The following is a 17,356-nucleotide window of genomic DNA, read 5'->3' as shown; positions in this document are numbered from 1 at the left end:
TTCAACCCGCAGCCAAGGAGGAGCCTCCTAGCCGGACCGCGGCGGGCGTCTCGCGGGCCACATGGGGTGGTCCTCGGGGCGCAGACCTCGGCCCCGGCCGCGGTTCGTCGCAGACCGACTCGCCCGGCCCGGCCTTCCTTGGCTGGTCGGGCACGGCGCCGCCGGGCGGCGCCCCGAGCAAGCGGGGGGATCTTTCATGATCCCTCACGGGCACGGCTACCAAAGCGCCGTGCACTGACAGAGAAGAGCATCGTCCAGCCACGGCTGGTGAGTCTGTTCAACAACTGTCGAGCGCAGGTCGCTCGCAACACGGAACCGGATCGACCCGAGACGACCCGCGGGGCTCCCGAGGTGGGAGCCCCGCCCGTGTCTTGGGGGGTTGGAGCGCCCAGCCGCGAGGCGCGGTGACTCCGCAGCCGAGATCGGGTGATGATGCAACCATCGCTCGCTGCGATCGTCGTCGTGGCGGAGCGGTGGGCGATCCTCACCGGGTAGGTTCAGATGAACGACGCTCCTCCGCCGTGGCCGCAGGGTCAAGCTCCCCATCCTGGATGGCCGCAGCAAGGGCAGCCGCCGCAGTACGGACAGCCGCAGGCGGGTCCGTACGGACAGCCGCCGCAGTACGGACAGCCGCAAGCGGGTCCGTATGGGCAGCCGCCGCAGTACGGACAACCGCAAGCGGGTCCGTACGGGCAGCCGCCGCAGTACGGACAGCCGCAAGCGGGTCCGTACGGGCAGCCGCCGCCGCAGTACGGACAGCCGCAAGCGGGTCCGTACGGACAGCAAGCGGGTCCGTACGGACAGCAAGCGGGTCCGCACGGACAGCCACCGCCGCAGTACGGGCAGCCGCCGCAGTACGGACAGCCGCACGACCCCTGGGCTCAGGTTCCTCGCTACGCCCCGCCCAAGCCCAAGAGCACCAATAGCCACCTCAAGATCATCGGCGGCATCGGCTTGGTGCTCGTGATGGGCATGACGGTGCTGCGCAACGCCCACAAGGGCTTCGACTCCGGCGGGGACTTCGGGGCAACCGTGGTGTGGAGCGTGTTCTTGGGGGCATCGGTGCTGCTGCTGCTCTCGGGCATCTATGGCGCGGCCAAGCGAGCCACTCCCAAGGCGGTCAAGCTCGCGGTTCCCCTCGCCGTGGCCTTGCTGAGCCTGGGCGTGGGGCCGTTCGCCAGCACCGCCTACTGTGAATTCGACGAGCAGCGGCGCTGGGCGGAGCTCGACGACGCGATGCGCAGCGATCCGCTGTTCTTCTCGGGCCGCTGGACGATCGAGTACGAGGGGAAGGTCGACGCCAAGTTCCAGCGCAAGGAGTGGAAGGGTCGCTGGATGCTGGCGCGGGCCAAGGAGGAGATCGACCGCAAGAACGCGTCGGCACTGCGCCAGATCCTGCAGGAGATCGCCGACTCGGGTGACGTGGCGCTCTACGCCGATGCCGAGCAGGAGGCGTCCAAGGCGTTCACCTCGTACTACGAGGCCGCCAAGGCCAAGCTCTATGCGCCGGCTCAGGCCGGGGATGCGCGCGAGTTCGAAGTGGACGAGAAGCTGCGCGCGGCCTTTGGTGCGGTGCTCGAGGAGCTGACCCACTCGCCCAACGCCGAGATCCACGTGGCCTTCGACAACAGCGTCGAGCTCACTCCGCCCGAGGGGACCGACGAGCTGCTGGTGCTGTACCAGTCCGATCCGCAGGCCAAGGCCCAGTTCCCGGAGGGGGCCCCGGTGATCGAGCCGCAGCAGTCGTTCTCGCCCGCCTACGACACTCGCCGCCGCCGCACCTTCATGGCCGCGATGTCCGAGTCGTTCGGGCAGGTGTTCGACGCGAACCTGCTGAGCCTGGTGCCGCTCGAGGAGGGGCAGAGCCGCGAGGGCAAGATCGTGATCGAGGTGCGCTCGCACATCGTGCGGCTGCCCAAGTTCTTCTACTGGGAGAAGCAGCGCCCCGGGGCCGGGCCGGCCGACATGCAGCTGGTGGGATTGCTGTTCGGGATCGCCGTCGACTGGGAGCTCAAGGTCTTCGGTCGCGACGGCAAGGAGCTCTACGCCCAGCCGCCCGTTCGCAGCGAGCCGGCCGGCAACGTCAACGTGTCGACCCAGCCCGGCGACCCCGACTGGGGCATGTACAGCGTGCTGATGGACTCGGCCTACTACAACTACGCCCGCCAGGTGACCGGGATGTTCGGGCTGGTGCCGCCGCCCGAGAAGACCTCGCTGGCGTATCAGGGGATCTAGAGCTTCCCGAACCAGTACCCCACGCCGATGCCCATGAAGAAGCCGGCGTGGTTGCCGAGCTCGAGGCCCAGGCCCGGACCATCGTTGGTGCCGAGGCGGCTGCCGATGCCGGTGCCGGGGTTCTGATCCGAGTCGCCGTTGCCGTCGGGCTCGCGGCTTCCGGGGATGATGCGCACCACGAAGCCGAACTCGGGGTTGACCGACACGCGCGGGCCGATGAACAGCAGGATCTTGGCGGGGATCTCCACGTCGATCTCCACCGGGGTGTCGAGCGTCTCGCTGCGCTCCTGCTCGGTCAGCCCCAGGAAGCCCACGTAGGTGAGGGCCCGTACGCCGATGCCGAAGTCGGCGTGCACCTGCTGATCGCGCTTGCCCTGCACCGGCCAGAAGAACGCCTCGGGGCCCACCGCGAACGCGCCCACCGTGCGCTTGCGGCTGAACTCGCCGTTGTCGTCGGTGTCGCGGTGGGTGAACGTGGCCACGCCCGCACCCAGCCCCAGCGTGAAGCGGTTGCCGAGGTAGTAGCGACCGTAGAGCGCGTTGAGCCCCGAGACCGTGCGCATGGCTCCGAAGCCGAAGCGCCCCTTCATGGGCGCACCCTTCTTGCCTGCCGCACCAGCGCTCGCCGTCGCACCGCTGGTGCCGACCGAGGCCTCGGCCCCACCCGTGCCGCTCTGCTCGTCGTCGCTCTCGGCGTCGGCCTCGTCGTCGGCCTTGGCCGCGGGCTCGGCTGCGTCGTCCTTGGAGGCGGCGCCCTTCTTGCCCTTGGGTGCGGCGTCGGCGAGCGAGGGGACCGCCAACGCACACGCCAACGCGGTGACGCACGGCCAACCATGAGAGAGGGGTCCGAGCCAGGACACGGGGCGAGTGCGAGTGCGCATCGGCGCCGAGTATACCGATCCATCGATCGTAGGCGCTCGGCAGGTTCTCGCTCGCGATCCCGAGCACACGCACCGGATTCGGATGTGGGCAGGCGTCGCACCATGCACGGATGAACCCGCGTGGGGGGCCGCGCGGTCGCGATCCGGCAAGGAATTGGTGTGGGGCCGACAGACCCCGCCCATGGGGTCCCGCGGAGCCTTCTTCCGACCGCCACATCGCGCTACGCTCGACCTTCGGGTGGAATCGATGCGAAGAGCATGGCGACGACGGACGTGGTCCGGCGCAGTTCTCGGCTTGGGGCTCGTGGCCGCGTGCAACCCCAACATCGAGGGCATGGATCCCGGTGATCCTGCGCGTGGACCAGGACAGCTGGTGGGCAACGGCGATCCCGTTTCCGACGGCAACTTCGCGGGTGGCGGCGATGCGATGCCGGCCCCGCGCGAGGTGATGCCTCCTGCACTGGGAGCGGCGCTCGACTGCGACGCCGATTGCCGGGCCTACTGCGATGGCCTCGGGCTCGAGAACCCGGTCAACGTGGGGCTGTGCGGCTCGTCGTGGGGCGTGGGCCTGGCCCTGCGTCCGATCGATCGCGCGGAGGCCTGCCGACGGATCCATGCCGACTTCATCGGCCGCTTCCCCACGCCCACCGAGATCTCCGAGGTCTGCGCCACCGATCGGCCCTGGGGCGACGTGGTGAAGTCCGTGATCGACTCCGACGAATTCGTGCTGGTCAACCAGCGACGCTGGGCCGACGACCTGCTCTACAACAACCGCGCCGTCAACTTCGAGCGCGCCTTCGACATGGACGAGCTGGTCGGCAAGACCTACCGCGGTCGCGTGGCGTGGGATCAGTTCGCGGCCGTCACCTCCGCCCACCCGGTGGTGATGCGACGCCACGATACCCCGGGCGATCGCGCCGAGTTCGTGTTCAAGCTGTTCCTGGGGCGCCCGCCCTACGAGGCCGAGCGCGCCGACCTGGGGCGTCTCTATCAGCTGTGGACCAACGGCTACTGGGAGCACCCGCACGTGGGCGTGGTGCCCGATGCGTTCGTGCGCTTCGACTGCGTCGACGGCGATGGGCAGCCCGATCCCGAGACGATCGGCGAGTGCACCAGCATCCAGTGGGGATACCAGGAGCTGACCCTCGCGCCCGACCCCGGTCGCATGGTGAACGAGGGCGAGCAAGAGGGCACGATGTGGGCGGGCTACATCAAGCCCAATGAGTGGGAGAGGCTGCAGCTGCCCGGTCGCGTGATCGCCCAGCAGCCCGCGTTCTGGGAGACCACCGTCGATCGTGCGATGGAGCAGTACTTCGGCTACGCCCTGGGCAACGCGGTGCCCGAGGTGCGCCACGAGCTGGTGCGCTACCTGCTGCGCTACAACGGCGACATCCGGGCGCTGCACTACGCCATCGGTACCTCGTTCGCCTACCTGCAGTCGTCCGAGGGCGCCTCGGCCACCGACCTGCGCTGGACCTACGGACCGCTCAAGCAGATCCAGGTCGAGGGCTGGCTCGACACCATCAAGCTCACCACCGGTACGGGGCTCTCGCAGTGCGACCATCGCCTGCCGCACCCCGAGGACTACGTGGGCGAGGAGGCGCTCGAGGAGGCCGGCGGCTGGGCGTTCGCGCTGGTCAACCTCAGCCGCTGGGACGTCGACGAGGAGTCCCGCGACGTGATCGGCAACTACCGCAACCTCGCGCGCACCCTGGGCGGATGCCCCTCCAACGAGGCGGGCGGGCGCTTCACCACGGTCTCGGTGCTCAACACGGCCGTGCAAGAGGCGTTCGTGGCCGATGTCTGCGGGCTCGACGGCGGTGGCATCGACATCGAGCGTCTGCTGCCCGCTGGCGTCACCCCGCGGCAGGCCCTCGACGCCGCCACGGCCGAGGCGATCCTCGCCCATCAGCAGCGCCTGTTCCTCGGCCGCAGCCTCGACGAAGACGAGCGCGCGCTGGCCACCAACGCCGCCGACACCTGCACGCCGGCCCCGTGCGACGCCCAGACCTTTGCACGACCCGCATGCTTCGCCCTGCTCTCCAGCTCGGAGATGCTGTTTTACTAGCCATAGGGAAGGACGAACGGCCATGACCAACAACGACCGCCTCCCCAAGCTCTCCCGCCGACGCCTGCTCAAGGGCGCGGGCGTGGCTGCCACTGCGCTCGCGTTCCCGTACGTGTGGGTGCCCCGTCCGGTGCACGCCACGGCCGGCTTCAACACGGCCAAGCACCTGATCTACATCCGCCTCAGCGGTGGGTTTCGCTTTCCCACGGCCTTCAACGGCGACGTGGCCAACGAGTTCAACCCGTTCGGCCTGGCCACGGGCGTGGCCAGCGGTACCGAGTGGGGCGTGGGCCGCATGCTGGGCGAGACCAGCGAGTGGCTCACCGAGGAGCTCTCGATGCTCGGCCTGCGTTCGGTGACCAGCTTCACCAACGACATGGCCGTGATCCCCTGCGTGGACCACGAGCCGCTGTCGGGCAGCGCCGACGGCAACCACAACACCGGGCTGGAGCGCTTCCTCACCGGCTACGTCGGTGGGGACACGGGCCTGTTCACCATGATCAACTACGGCCTGCGCGATCGCGTGACCGAGGCGGCCGCGAACGGCGAGACCCTGCTGCCCGCGGTGATCATGGGCGAGTCGGGTATGGGCCGCGGCGCGGGCATCTACGGCGCCTACCGGCCTCCGGTGCTGCGCGGCGACGATCTCGATCTGTTCGACTCCAACGCCAGCAGCCAGCTGCCGCCGTGGGCCCGGGAGCTCGCCGACGGCTACGACGTGCGCCATCGCGGCGCGGTCAATCCGTCGCACTACAGCACCGTCGATGCCTACGTGCAGTCGCGCGAGGCCACCAAGGCCTACGCGGAGATCTTCGCCAGCGACATGCTCAAGGTCGGCGACATGTCCAACGAGCCCTACGACGGGATCTCCAACCGCGAGCTCGCCCAGGCGTTCGGCGAGCGCGGAGCGGGTCGCAACGCCCACCTCGCGCTGCGGCTGTTCCACTTCGGCTGCCCCGCGGTCTACATCGACGAGGGCGGCTACGACTACCACAGCGACGAGGAGACCGAGCTGCCCATGCGGATCCAGGGCTTCAACCAGCTGCTGTCGGCGCTCGACTGGGCGCTGCGGCGGATGGAGCACCCCTCGGGTGGCACGTACTGGGATCACACCATCATCGCGGTCGGCAGCGAGTTCTCTCGCTCCACGCGCGGGGCTCCGTTCAACTCGGCGCGCGGCAGCGATCACGGTGGTGACTACGCCACGCGCTGGATGTCGATGCCGTTCATGGGCGGACCCATCGTGGCGCGCGGACGAATGATCGGTCGCACCAACCCCGCCGATCTGTCTCCCGACGGCCCCGTGTTCTCCTACCGCTCGATGTGGAAGACGATGCTCGACGCGCTCGGTGCCGAGCACGACGCGTTCTTCCCTGCCGACGAGCCGTTCGAGGAGCTGTTCTCGTGAGCTCGGTGGAGGTCTTGGCCATGGATCAGCGAACCGGCTCTCATCGTGGCTCTCGCCGTGGCCCCCGCCGCGCCCTGCGGATCGTGCTCCCGGCCCTGATCGGGCTGGGTGCCTCGAGCGGCTGCCGCGAGTTCATCGACTACAACTCCGGCAACCTCGACTTCGACCCCGAGCGCCCGCAGATCGACGAGGCTCCCGAGGTCGAGCCCTATGCGGGCGACGACGAGATCGTGCTGCTCGCCCAGCAGCGCTTTCCCACCGGACTCGACCTGCACAAGAAGGTCATCTGGCGCACCTGCACCCCCAACGGCGGGGTGTGCCACAACACCAAGGAGTATCCCGACCTCCACACTCCGGCCAACTTCGCGTCCGCGTTCTCGGCCCCCTGCAACGTGCAGGCGGGCGAGTTCGAGGGGGTGTTCGATGGCTGCGAGCAGTCGGGCGATCGCATTCGGTTCTCGGGCTATGGCTTTGGAACCGACGAGATCGAGATCGGCTGGGTGGAGTTCATCCCGGGCGAAGCCGAGGACTACGGTGACTCGGAGCCCCCGGTCGATGCCCCGGGGCTGCACATCCACCTCGCGTCCCCGATTCCCGCGCAGGACGGCAGCCCGCGCGCGTGGGGCACGGTGGGCTTCGTTCGCACGTTCGTCAACGCGGCGGGCGAGGTGCAGGAGAGCGCCTACGCCAGCTTCGACAGCACGTGGTGGCCGATCGGCGATCGCACCCACATCGTGGGCACCGTGCGGGAGTACCAGGTCGAGGACGTGCAGGAGCTCGTCGCAACCGGCATCGTGATGGGTGATGCCAACCGCAACGGCGTGTTCGGTGCGCACGAGGGGGCGCCGGTCAGCATGCTCGAGCCAGGCGATCCGGTGGGCAGCTACCTCATCGGTCGCATGCGAGGCGAGATGCACGGCGAGCCGGTGCCCGGCTCGCGCATGCCCCTGGCCAACCCGCCGCTGTCCGTGGACGAGATGCTGGCGCTGTTCTGCCTGGTGGAGGGCTTTCCGGCCGACGGTGACAGCGCGATGCTCTCGGGGCCCATCGACTACAACCGCTGCAGCTTCTCGGAGGATCCCGCCGACCTGAACCTGCTGGGCGACGGGGTGACGTGGGCCTCGCGCATCAAGCTGATCTTCGAGTTCAATTGCGGCGGCTGCCACAACGAGGACAGCCCGCAGGGCAACCTCACGCTGCTGGGCGACGGGGTCTACGAGCGCCTGCTGCAGTCGTCGGGGCAGCTCTCGGACATGGCGCTCATCGAGCCGGGCGATCCGGACAACAGCTACCTCTACCTCAAGCTCATCGGTGACGACCGCATCACGGGGCTGCAGATGCCCTACAACCCGCTCACGGGCGAGGGCTCGCTGTCGCAGGCCGAGCTGTCGGACATCGAGACCTGGATCATCAACGGCGCGGTCGAGGACGAGTAACCACCGGGGGACGGCGAGCGACGGCGGGGGTCGTCGCGGCCAAAGGGCGAGAACGACCAAGCGTCGGGATCGCCCTTCTTTTCGTGGCAGCGCAGCGGACGAGATGATTTCGGCCCGGGCACAGGGGTACGCTCCGGGGCGGGGCAGGTCCCCAGACTTACCGAGGATCGAGGAACTGCGATGAAGAGACTCTGCATGATGTCGAACACACCCGCCGCCATGCTGGCCCTGGGCGTGGTCACCGTTGCGATCACGCTGGGGGCCACCGAGGGAGAGGCCGAGGCCGCGGTGGCCTACATCCGCTCGAACGTGGGCGCGCCGTGGGGCGAGTCCACCAACGAGCAGGCCATGGACCTGGTGTTCGGCGCCGGAGGCTGGGACGACCTGCGCTACGAGACGGTCAATCCGGCCACGCTGTTCTCGCCCGCCTATGGGTTCATCTACATGGAGGGCAGCGACAGCAATGCCTCGGAGCTGCAGGCGTTCCTCACGGCCAACCAGGCTGCGCTCCAGGCATGGGTCAGCGCAGGGGGTGACCTGTTCTTGAACGCGGCGCCCAACGAGGGCGGCAACCAGAACTGGGGCTTTGGCGGAGTCACGCTGCACTACAACGATTCGTCGGTGAACCCGGGCTCGGCGATCAATCCTGCGCACCAAATCTGGAACGGACCGTTCCTGCCGACCTCGCCCGGCAACTTCACGGGCGGCGCGTTCGCCCACGCGACCGTCTCGGGGCCCGGGCTCATCGGGCACATCCAGGACGCCAACGGCGGCAACCCGCACCTGGCCGAGCTGCCCGCGTTCGGGGCGGGGCGCATCATGTTCGGGGGGCTGACCACCTCGAACTTCTGGACGCCCACACCCGAGGCGCTGAACCTGCGGGCCAACGTCATCGCCTACCTCGCGGGCGACGACACCGACATGGACGGGATCATCGACGGGGCCGACAACTGTCCCGAGGTCATGAATCCGATGCAGGAGGACGGCGACATGGATGGGCTGGGCGATGCCTGCGATCCGTGCCCCCTGTCGCTCGTCAACGACGCCGACGACGACATGGCCTGCGACGACGTGGACAACTGCCTGGGTCTCGCCAATCCCGATCAGCTCGACGACGACATGGACGGGCTCGGCAACGCGTGCGACGAGTGTCCGCTCGATCCCGACGACGACCTCGACAACGACACGCTGTGCGCCGACGTGGACAACTGCCCCGCGGTCGTCAACATCAACCAGGCCGATGACGACATGGATGGGGTGGGCAACCTGTGCGACGACTGCCCCGATGACACCGAGAACGACCCGGACATGGACGGGGTGTGTGCGGTCGACGACAACTGCCCGGACGTGGCCAACGATGACCAGGCCGATGCGGACGGGGACGGGATCGGCGATGCCTGTGACGACGTGAGCGGCGACAGCTCGGGGGGCGAGCCGGATACGAGCTCGGTCGACGGCAGCGGCGGCTCGAACCCCGACACCGGCCTCGATTCCGACACCGGCGGGGGGACGAGCGGCGGGATCAACCCCACGACCGGGGGACTGACCGGAGCTGGAGACGATGGTGCCACCACCAGCGGTTGTGGCTGCACCAGCGGCGCCGATGAGCGACGGGGCCCGTGGTGCCTGATGCTTGCGGGCGGCTTCGCCCTGCGCCGGCGTCGTCGCGTGGGGTGAGGGCGGCACGGTCCGACGACCCACCAGTGCGATTTTCGAATCGAGCCGCCTGACGGCGCGGCATACTCTGCCGATGAACCGAGCTTGCGGGGAATCGAAGGGTGTCATCGTGCTGGGACTGTCGCTGCTCGCGGGCCTGGGCTCGCTGGCGGCGAGCGAGGGTGAGGCCGAGGCGGCGGTGGCCTACATCCGCTCGAACACGAGTGCGCCGTGGGGATCGACCTCCAACGAGCAGGCGATGGACATGGTGTTCGGGGCGGGGGGCTGGGACGACCTGCGCTACGAGACGGTCAACCCGGCCGTCCTGTACTCGGGTACCTATACCTTCATCTACATGGAGGGCAGCGATGGCACCGCGCTGGAGCTGCAGGCGTTCATGATGGCCAACCAGGCTGCGATCGAGGCGTGGGTCAGCGGTGGTGGTGGGTTGTTCCTCAACGCGGCGCCCAACGAGGGCGGCAACCAGAACTGGGGCTTTGGCGGGGTCACGCTCAACTACGGCGATTTCCCTGCCGATCCGGGCATGGCGGTCAACGCCTCGCATCCGATCTGGGTGGGGCCGTTCCTGCCGACGTCGCCGGCGATGTTCACCGGCGGCTCCTATGCCCATGCATCGGTCTCCGGTGGAGGGATCGTCGGGCTCATCATCGACTCGGACGGTGGCAACCCCAACCTCGCCGAGAAGATCTGGGGCACGGGCTCGGTCGTGTTCGGTGGGCTGACGACCTCGAACTTCTGGGATCCCGCGCCCGAGTCGCTGAATCTTCGCGCCAACATCATCGCCTACCTGGCCAACGGCGGGGCCACGGATGCGGACATGGATGGGATCCTCGACGGGGGCGACAACTGCCCGATGGTGATGAACCCGATGCAGGAGGACGGCGACATGGACGGGGTGGGTGATGCCTGCGATCCCTGCCCGATGTCGATGATCAACGACGCCGACGCCGACATGACGTGCGACGACGTGGACAACTGCCTGGGCCTCGCCAACCCCGACCAGCTCGACGACGACATGGACGGACAGGGCAACGCGTGCGACGAGTGCCCCGGCGATCCCGACGACGATTTCGACAACGACACGATCTGCGGCGACATGGACAACTGCCCCGAGGTCGTCAACATCAACCAGGCCGACGACGACATGGATGGGGTGGGCAACCTGTGCGACGAGTGCCCCGACGATCCGGACAACGATCCCGACGAGGACGGGGTGTGTGCGATGGACGACAATTGTCCGGACGTGGGCAACGAGGATCAGGCCGACGGGGATGGGGACGGGATCGGCGACGCGTGTGATGACATGACCGGCGACTCGTCGGGTGATCCGGACACCGGCTCGGTCGACAGCAGCGGGGGCGAGACGGGGGTGAATCCCACCACTGGGATCGATCCCGATACCGACGGTGACGGCGGCAGCACGAGTGGCGTCATCGACCCGACCACCGGCGCCAGCGCGGCGGCCGATGATGGCGGGGGAGCCAGCGGCTGTGCGTGCAGCAGCGGGAGCGATGGTGGGAGCGGCGGTGCGTGGTGGTTGGTGGTGGCCGGCGCGGCGCTGCGGCGACGCCGTCGCGCGGCGTGAAGGGGCCTGAGGGAACGTGGTCGCAAGGGCGTGCGCCGGTGCGCACGCCCTTTGCGCAGCCAACGCGCTGGGCTATCCTCGCCGAGCGATGCGCTTGCTCTCCCTCGCGCTCGAGAACATCGGACCCTTCGATCGGGCCGAGCTGCGCTTTCTCGACGAGGCGGACGACGAGGTGCCGGTGGCTTTCGTCACGGGGGAGAACGGGACCGGCAAGAGCATCGTGCTCGATGCGATCCGGGGGTTGTTCGGTGGCCCGGAGCTTGCGCTCGAACGCAATATCACCCGTGAAGGGGGTGCGTTCGTTCTCGGTGCTCATGCGGTCATCGACGACGAGCCGGTCAAGATGGGGAGTCGGCAACTCGGGGAATCGCAGACTGGATTCGTGCCCGAGGATTCTCAATCAGCGCACGAGCGAGTTCAGAGCCGTTTCTCCCTCTTGCGGAAGTTCGTCTGTCCAGATTGGGTGTTGGACTATTGGCGCCCTGGAATCCCCTCTGGAACACATGGCATTCAGAGCCTCACCAAGCCGGATCTCCATGCGCTGCTCGAGGGTTCCCTCCAGGGCACGCTACGCAACGCCGAGGTCACCGAGCTCATCTGCTTCTTCGACTATCTCCGCGACAGTCGTTCAGCGGAAGAGCGCCGCGCGGGTGATCTCCTCTACGCGGCCATCGAGAAGATCATCGCCGCCAGCGTCCTCGACGGCGGTCTCGACCACGTCGAGCGCTCCACCCTGACCCCGATCATCAAGCAGAGTGGACAGCTCGTCCCGATCTCCAACCTCAGCGCGGGCAATGCCTACCTCATCCAGCGCCTCATCGGCCTGCTCGGCAAGATGTACGCCGTGCACGTGCTGCGACAGACTCCGCCCGAAGAGCTGTGCAACACGCCGGGCCTGCTGCTCATCGACGAGGCCGAGAGTCACCTGCACCCGCGCTGGCAGAAGCGCTTCGTTCGCGACGTGCTGGGCGTGTTCCCCAACCTCCAGATCATCGCCACCACGCACTCACCGTTCATCCTCGCGTCCACGCCGGGTGCTCGCGTGTTCGTGTGCCGCTATGATCGCGAGGCAGGCGCGTGCGTGATCGAGCAGCAGCACGAGAGCTTCGCCAACAAGCCGATCGACGAGGTGGTGCTCTCGGGGGCCTTCGACGGCACGCAGCCGTTCGGGCCGGAGATCAGCGATCTGCTCGAGCGGCGTGCTGCTGCGGTTCGCAGTGGCGACGACGAGACTCGTCGATACATCGAGCGCGAGCTGCAGCGGCTCAATCCGCAGTACTTCGGCTTTCTCGACGTGGAAGAGCGGCTGCGCGCGCTCGGAGGCGGTGGGTGATCCCGATCGAGCGGGAGCCCGAGCCCGAGATCCTCGCGCAGAAGAAGGACGAGTGGCTCGCCAAATTCCTCGCCAAGCGTGCCAAGGATCCGAAGGAGCGGCCGGACTTCGCGCTCTTCGAGAGCTCACCCGCGTCGTCGACAAGATCAAGGACCGTCGCATCGCCCAAGGCGGCCGGCCGATCACCGCAGACGAGCGCGAGATCCTCATGAGCTTCGCCCTGCCCAAGCGCCCGTTCTCCCTGATGCTCCGAGTCGCCCTACGCTCCCTCGACCCCTAGATCCTCACCGCCCCCGCGCCGCCTTGTCCTTCTCCGGCGTCGCGTGCCACACCCGTCGCGCGAGCACGAACCCGACGAGCGCCACCGGGATCATCGCCACCGGCCACGCCAGCCACTCGTCCACGCTCGACTTGGTTCCCCCGTCCGGATCGGGCAGGAGCTGCCCGTAGGTCAGGGCCATCACGGCGGTGCCCATGTAGACGAACCCGTCGATGATGCCCACGGCGATCCCGGCGTTGCGGCGACCGCCGAAGTCCATGCTCGCAGTGCCCGAGAGCATGCCGTGCACCCCGATCACGCACATCGACATGAACACGATGAGCGGGCCGAGCAGGGGTGAGCCGAGCAAGAAGGCGAGCACGAGCGCGCCCACCAGCATCGCGGCGTAGAGCACGGCCGCGACCGGGCCCCGTCGCGAGTGGAACACGCGATCGGAGATCACCCCGGCGAGCACGCCGCCCATGATGCCGGCGCAGCACAGCAGCATGCCCCAGTTCTCGTAGACGAATGCGTCGGTCTCGCCCACCGCCTTGGCGTAGGTGCGGTACCACTGCATGATGGCCTGCCGCAGGAACCCGCTGCAGAACTCGATCACCGCGATGGTCATGACGATCGAGCTGCTGAACATGCGACGGAACACCACCATCGCGGGATCGGGGGGCAGGTGCTCCTCGCCCGACGAGGCATCGCCGGTGTCGAAGTCGTCGAATCCCGCCTGGCCGGGGCGATCGGCGACGAGGGTCTGGACCGTCAACCAGGTGATGCCGAGCACGATCGCCGGCACGTAGAACACCCACTCGAGTGCCATGTGGTCGACGATGAGCTTGCCGATGTCGAAGGCGAAGTAGATCCCCAGCGAGATCAGGATCCCGAAGATCGCCCCGAACACCCCGCGCTCGCGCACGTGGAACCACGGAGCGTTGATCTTGACGATCGCGACCGCCCCGAAGCTCTGGAAGTACATGTTCAGGCCGTAGAGGACCGAGAACATCAGGCTCAGGCTCGCGGTCTGGCCGGTCATGGTGACCCAGCCCATGGCGAGGTTGGCCAGCGCCGCGCCGAAGCCTCCGATGAGCAGCGCCTTCTTGCCCCCGATGCGGTCGGTGAGCGGGCCGTTGACCACGAACGAGAACCCGTAGACCGCGGTGCCGATGCCGAAGATGGTGCCGAAGTCGGCGTTGGTCATCAGCGGCTCCCCCGAGGGGCCGAGCATGTCCTCGAACACGCCCTTGGCCACGGTGAGGTTGTACCGGCCCATGTAGAGGAACGAGTACAAGAGCCCCACGGGCAGCCAGTTGAGCACGCGGCGGTGGCGGTAGCGATCGCTGTGACCCAGGTCGATGCGTGGCAGCCGAGCGATGACGATCGCGATCACCACCAGCAACAAGAGGATCGGGGTCAGCTCTTCGAGCCACTTCGGCACGGGTCAGCGCTCCGGTTCGACGAGTTCGGCCAAGTCCCCGAAGCGGTCGACCACGTGGTCGATCGCTCCTGCCGCGCGGTCTTCGAGGATCCACGCCGGGGTGTGACGGTGACGACGCAAGGCCAGGGTGCGAGGTGCCGCAGGGTGGCCATTGTCGCGCATCACGTGAGGGAGCGCGAGATCGAGCGAGAAGATGTCGCCGATGACCAGATCGGGGCGCTCTTGCTCGATCGCCTCGCGGTAGCGCGGGCGATCGACGTACACCCGCCGACCGCGGATGTCGATGGTGAGATCTCCCCCCAGCACCTGCTTGCCCGCCGAGCCGCGGATCCGCAGCTCGTGCCCGGGGCCCTCGCCGGCGTCGATGCCGGCGGCGCGGAACCATGCGAGGAGCTTGCCGGGCTCGGAGTTGGAGACCACCACCACCTCGGCGCCGGCTTCGGTGACCGCGTGGAGCTGCTCGCGGGCATCGGTCGCGATCGAGGGTGGATGCTCCGCTCGGAAGCGAGCCATGGCCGTCACGAAGCCATGCTCGGCGAACGCCTGCACGGTGGGCCAGCGAGCCTCGATCGCCTCGCGGTAGCGACGGGCTCGTCCGCGCTCGGCCACCGCGACCAGCAAGCACAGCCCCGCGACCTCGCACAGCGGGTCTTCGTCGGCGAAGGCGGAGATCCTCCCGTCGGGGGCCCACCCGAAGGCATGGGGCGTGTCCTGGACCTCGCGGCGGAATGCGGCGAGGTCGGCCTCGACGGTCGGCTCATCGCTGCCCAGCAGCTCGATGCAGGACTCGACCAGCTGGCGGTGCAAGGCGACGGCCTCGAGGTCGGCCTCGGTCCACACGCCGTCGAAATCGGAGAGGATCTTGAACGCAGGAACCATGGGCGGGCGAGCGCCGCAAGGGTAGCAGCGCTCGGCTTCGCTTCGGGGCACCGGGCCGAGTCTCGCCTGGGCGGCCTCTGATGCGCCCTGATGGCCGACGAGGGTAGACTGCGCCCACCGATGACCAACGGACCGAGTCCATCGCCCGTCACCCCCGATGATCCGAAGGCCGTGGGGCTGCGACCGCTGATGCTGTCCGAGGACGGGCTCGTGCTGCGGATGCTCGATCAGCGAGCGCTGCCGGAGCGCGAGCTCTGGCTCGAGCTGCGCGACGTGGAGGCGGTGGCGCGGGCGATCGAGGACCTGGCGGTGCGGGGCGCTCCCGCGATCGGCTGTGCGGCGGCGCTGGGCCTTGCCGCGGCGGCGCACGCCTTCGGCGACGATCCGCAGCAGGTGCGGGCACGGATCGAGCAGGGGTGCGAGCGGCTGTCGAGGACGAGGCCGACGGCCGTCAACCTGTTCGTGGCGCTCGACCAGATCCGCGAGGCGATTGCTGCGACCCCGAGCGACGCCGATGCTTCGCGCCTGCGCGAGGTGTTGCGGCGCACCGCCCAGCAGCACACGGACGACGATCTCGCGTCGTGCCTGGCCATGGGGGAGCACGGAGCGCGGCTCTTGCCGGAGGGGGGCACGATCCTCACCCACTGCAACACCGGGGCGCTCGCGACGGCCGGCTATGGCACGGCGCTCGGGGTGATCCGCCGGGCCCACACCCTGGGTCGCGGGATCCGGGTGCTCGCCGACGAAACCCGCCCGGTGCTGCAGGGAGCCCGACTGACGGTGTGGGAGCTGATGCGCGACGGCATTCCCGTGGAACTCATCACCGACAACATGGCGGGGGCGCTCATGGCCCGCGGCCAGGTGCAGGCCGCGATCGTGGGCGCGGACCGGATCGCGCGCAACGGCGACGTGGCCAACAAGATCGGGACCTACTCGGTGGCGGTGCTGTGCAAGCACCACGGCCTTCCGTTCTACGTGGCAGCGCCGTGGACCACCATCGATCTGAGCATCGCCAGCGGAGCCGAGATCCCGATCGAGGAGCGACATCCCGACGAAGTGCGGCGGCTCGGGGGGTGCTCGACCGCACCCGCGGACGCGCCGGTGCGCAATCCGGCGTTCGATGTCACGCCGGCGAGCTTGATCACCGCGATCATCACCGAGCGCGGGGTCCTGCCCCCCCACGCGTTGGCCGATGCCGCGGCCTCGGGTGGCTGACGCCAGCGCCAGATCCCAGCAGTAGCCGAGCGGGTCGGCGCGGGGCTACGATGCTCGCTTCGATGATCCTTCGCATGCATGCTCCGTTCGTTCGCGTCTTCTCTTCATGGCTCAACGGTGGCCGGCTCGCGGCTGCCCTGGGGCTGAGCGCTGGCCTGTGGGCCACGCCGGCCGCGGCGCACATCGAGTTGCTGTCGCCGTCGGCTCGGTACACGCCCGACCAGCAGAAGAACCCGCCCTGCGGCGCACAAGGCAACCCGGCGGGCGACGGCACGGTGACGGTGTTCCAGGTGGGTGAGACGATCACCGTCGAGTGGGACGAGTTCATCGATCACCCGGGGCACTTTCGCATCGCGCTCGATCCCACGGGCAGCGATGCCTTCGTGAGCCCCACGGACTTCGACGACTTCTACAACTCGCCCGAGGTGCTGCTCGACGACATCGCCGACGCGGCCGGGGGCCTCTATCAGGTGGAGGTGACGCTCCCCGACGAGCCGTGCGATCCGTGCACGCTGCAGCTCATCCAGGTGATGAACGACGGCGCCTGGGGTCCGGGCGACAGTGACCTCTACTATCAATGCGCCGACATCGTGATCGAGCCGGCCGGGGGTGGTTCCGCCGACGGTACCAGCGGCAATGGCACCGGTGGTGGAGGCGACAGCACCGGGGGTGGTGGCGATACGGGCGTGGGCTCGACCGGCGGCGGAGGCAGCGGCACCGGCATGGGCGAGGGCGGTCCGACGAGCGACGACGGTGGTTCGGGTGGCAGCGGCTCCGAGGGCTCGGGTACCACCGACGACTCGGACGGCGACGAAGGCGGCTGCAGCTGCCGCGCGGGCGAGGGCCCGGCGGGTGGCATGCCGTGGATGCTGGTCGCGTGGCTCGCCTGGCGAGGGCGTGGGAGGATCGCGAGGCGTCAGGAGCCGTAGTCGCGAG

At 68.6% G+C, this 17,356-nt stretch carries 12 protein-coding genes; 9 read left to right on the top strand and 3 right to left on the bottom strand.

All coding sequences use genetic code 11. The annotated features are described in order from the left end of the window. Positions 1-501 precede the first annotated feature (501 nt). Positions 502-2,235 (top strand): hypothetical protein, encoded by a 1,734-nt coding sequence (locus OEB96_RS36960; RefSeq protein WP_266221591.1) that lies wholly within the window; start codon positions 502-504, stop codon positions 2,233-2,235. Here the strand turns inward: OEB96_RS36960 and OEB96_RS36955 are convergent. Beyond that, positions 2,232-3,116: a hypothetical protein gene (locus tag OEB96_RS36955; protein WP_266221590.1), complete on the bottom strand. Its 885-nt coding sequence runs from the start codon at positions 3,114-3,116 to the stop codon at positions 2,232-2,234. The two genes, OEB96_RS36960 and OEB96_RS36955, sit on opposite strands and share 4 nt — an antisense overlap. A 304-nt stretch (positions 3,117-3,420) precedes the next feature. On the opposite strand from OEB96_RS36955, the gene OEB96_RS36950 reads away from it, so the two are divergent. From OEB96_RS36950 to OEB96_RS36925, 6 genes are all read left to right on the top strand, one after another. Continuing rightward, entirely contained in the window at positions 3,421-5,184 is a 1,764-nt protein-coding gene (locus OEB96_RS36950) for a hypothetical protein (protein ID WP_266221589.1), read from the top strand. A 22-nt stretch (positions 5,185-5,206) separates the two neighbouring features. Beyond that, positions 5,207-6,592, top strand: a complete 1,386-nt coding sequence (locus OEB96_RS36945) for a DUF1501 domain-containing protein (protein ID WP_266221588.1) — start codon at positions 5,207-5,209, stop codon at positions 6,590-6,592. A 20-nt stretch (positions 6,593-6,612) separates the two neighbouring features. Beyond that, positions 6,613-8,028: a c-type cytochrome domain-containing protein gene (locus OEB96_RS36940; RefSeq protein ID WP_266221587.1), complete on the top strand. Its 1,416-nt coding sequence runs from the start codon at positions 6,613-6,615 to the stop codon at positions 8,026-8,028. 180 nt (positions 8,029-8,208) lie between these two features. Continuing rightward, a complete protein-coding gene (locus OEB96_RS36935) occupies positions 8,209-9,705 on the top strand; it encodes a thrombospondin type 3 repeat-containing protein (RefSeq protein WP_266221586.1) in 1,497 nt (498 codons plus the stop codon). Between the two features lie 73 nt (positions 9,706-9,778). Next, a complete protein-coding gene (locus OEB96_RS36930) occupies positions 9,779-11,290 on the top strand; it encodes a thrombospondin type 3 repeat-containing protein (protein WP_266221585.1) in 1,512 nt (503 codons plus the stop codon). Between the two features lie 88 nt (positions 11,291-11,378). Beyond that, positions 11,379-12,623: an AAA family ATPase gene (locus OEB96_RS36925; protein ID WP_266221584.1), complete on the top strand. Its 1,245-nt coding sequence runs from the start codon at positions 11,379-11,381 to the stop codon at positions 12,621-12,623. A gap of 284 nt (positions 12,624-12,907) precedes the next feature. Here the strand turns inward: OEB96_RS36925 and OEB96_RS36920 are convergent, their stop codons facing one another. After that, positions 12,908-14,326 (bottom strand): MFS transporter, encoded by a 1,419-nt coding sequence (locus OEB96_RS36920; RefSeq protein ID WP_266221583.1) that lies wholly within the window; start codon positions 14,324-14,326, stop codon positions 12,908-12,910. Positions 14,327-14,329: 3 nt separating this feature from the next. Continuing rightward, a complete protein-coding gene (locus OEB96_RS36915) occupies positions 14,330-15,205 on the bottom strand; it encodes a hypothetical protein (RefSeq protein WP_266221582.1) in 876 nt (291 codons plus the stop codon). Positions 15,206-15,325: 120 nt separating this feature from the next. Between OEB96_RS36915 and mtnA the strand changes: the two genes are divergently transcribed. Then, the gene (mtnA, locus tag OEB96_RS36910; RefSeq protein WP_266221581.1) at positions 15,326-16,420 is read left to right on the top strand and encodes an S-methyl-5-thioribose-1-phosphate isomerase; all 1,095 of its coding nucleotides are present in this window, start codon (positions 15,326-15,328) and stop codon (positions 16,418-16,420) included. A 62-nt stretch (positions 16,421-16,482) separates the two neighbouring features. Beyond that, positions 16,483-17,349 (top strand): SCE4755 family polysaccharide monooxygenase-like protein, encoded by an 867-nt coding sequence (locus tag OEB96_RS36905; protein WP_266221580.1) that lies wholly within the window; start codon positions 16,483-16,485, stop codon positions 17,347-17,349. The last annotated feature ends 7 nt before the right edge of the window (positions 17,350-17,356 follow it).

Source organism: Paraliomyxa miuraensis, assembly GCF_026337845.1.
Lineage (GTDB): Bacteria > Myxococcota_A > Polyangia > Nannocystales > Nannocystaceae > Paraliomyxa > Paraliomyxa miuraensis.
Note: the sequence above shows the minus strand (reverse complement) of the source record. Positions and strands in the feature narration are given on the sequence as shown.

Bases quoted from the DNA above. Each gene is read 5' to 3' on its own strand.
- OEB96_RS36960 (WP_266221591.1), top strand. From the start codon at position 502: ATGAACGACGCTCCTCCGCCGTGGCCGCAGGGTCAAGCTCCCCATCCT.
- OEB96_RS36955 (WP_266221590.1), bottom strand. From the start codon at position 3,116: ATGCGCACTCGCACTCGCCCCGTGTCCTGGCTCGGACCCCTCTCTCAT.
- OEB96_RS36945 (WP_266221588.1), top strand. From the start codon at position 5,207: ATGACCAACAACGACCGCCTCCCCAAGCTCTCCCGCCGACGCCTGCTC.
- OEB96_RS36940 (WP_266221587.1), top strand. From the start codon at position 6,613: ATGGATCAGCGAACCGGCTCTCATCGTGGCTCTCGCCGTGGCCCCCGC.
- OEB96_RS36935 (WP_266221586.1), top strand. From the start codon at position 8,209: ATGAAGAGACTCTGCATGATGTCGAACACACCCGCCGCCATGCTGGCC.
- OEB96_RS36930 (WP_266221585.1), top strand. From the start codon at position 9,779: ATGAACCGAGCTTGCGGGGAATCGAAGGGTGTCATCGTGCTGGGACTG.
- OEB96_RS36925 (WP_266221584.1), top strand. From the start codon at position 11,379: ATGCGCTTGCTCTCCCTCGCGCTCGAGAACATCGGACCCTTCGATCGG.
- OEB96_RS36915 (WP_266221582.1), bottom strand. From the start codon at position 15,205: ATGGTTCCTGCGTTCAAGATCCTCTCCGATTTCGACGGCGTGTGGACC.
- mtnA (WP_266221581.1), top strand. From the start codon at position 15,326: ATGACCAACGGACCGAGTCCATCGCCCGTCACCCCCGATGATCCGAAG.
- OEB96_RS36905 (WP_266221580.1), top strand. From the start codon at position 16,483: ATGATCCTTCGCATGCATGCTCCGTTCGTTCGCGTCTTCTCTTCATGG.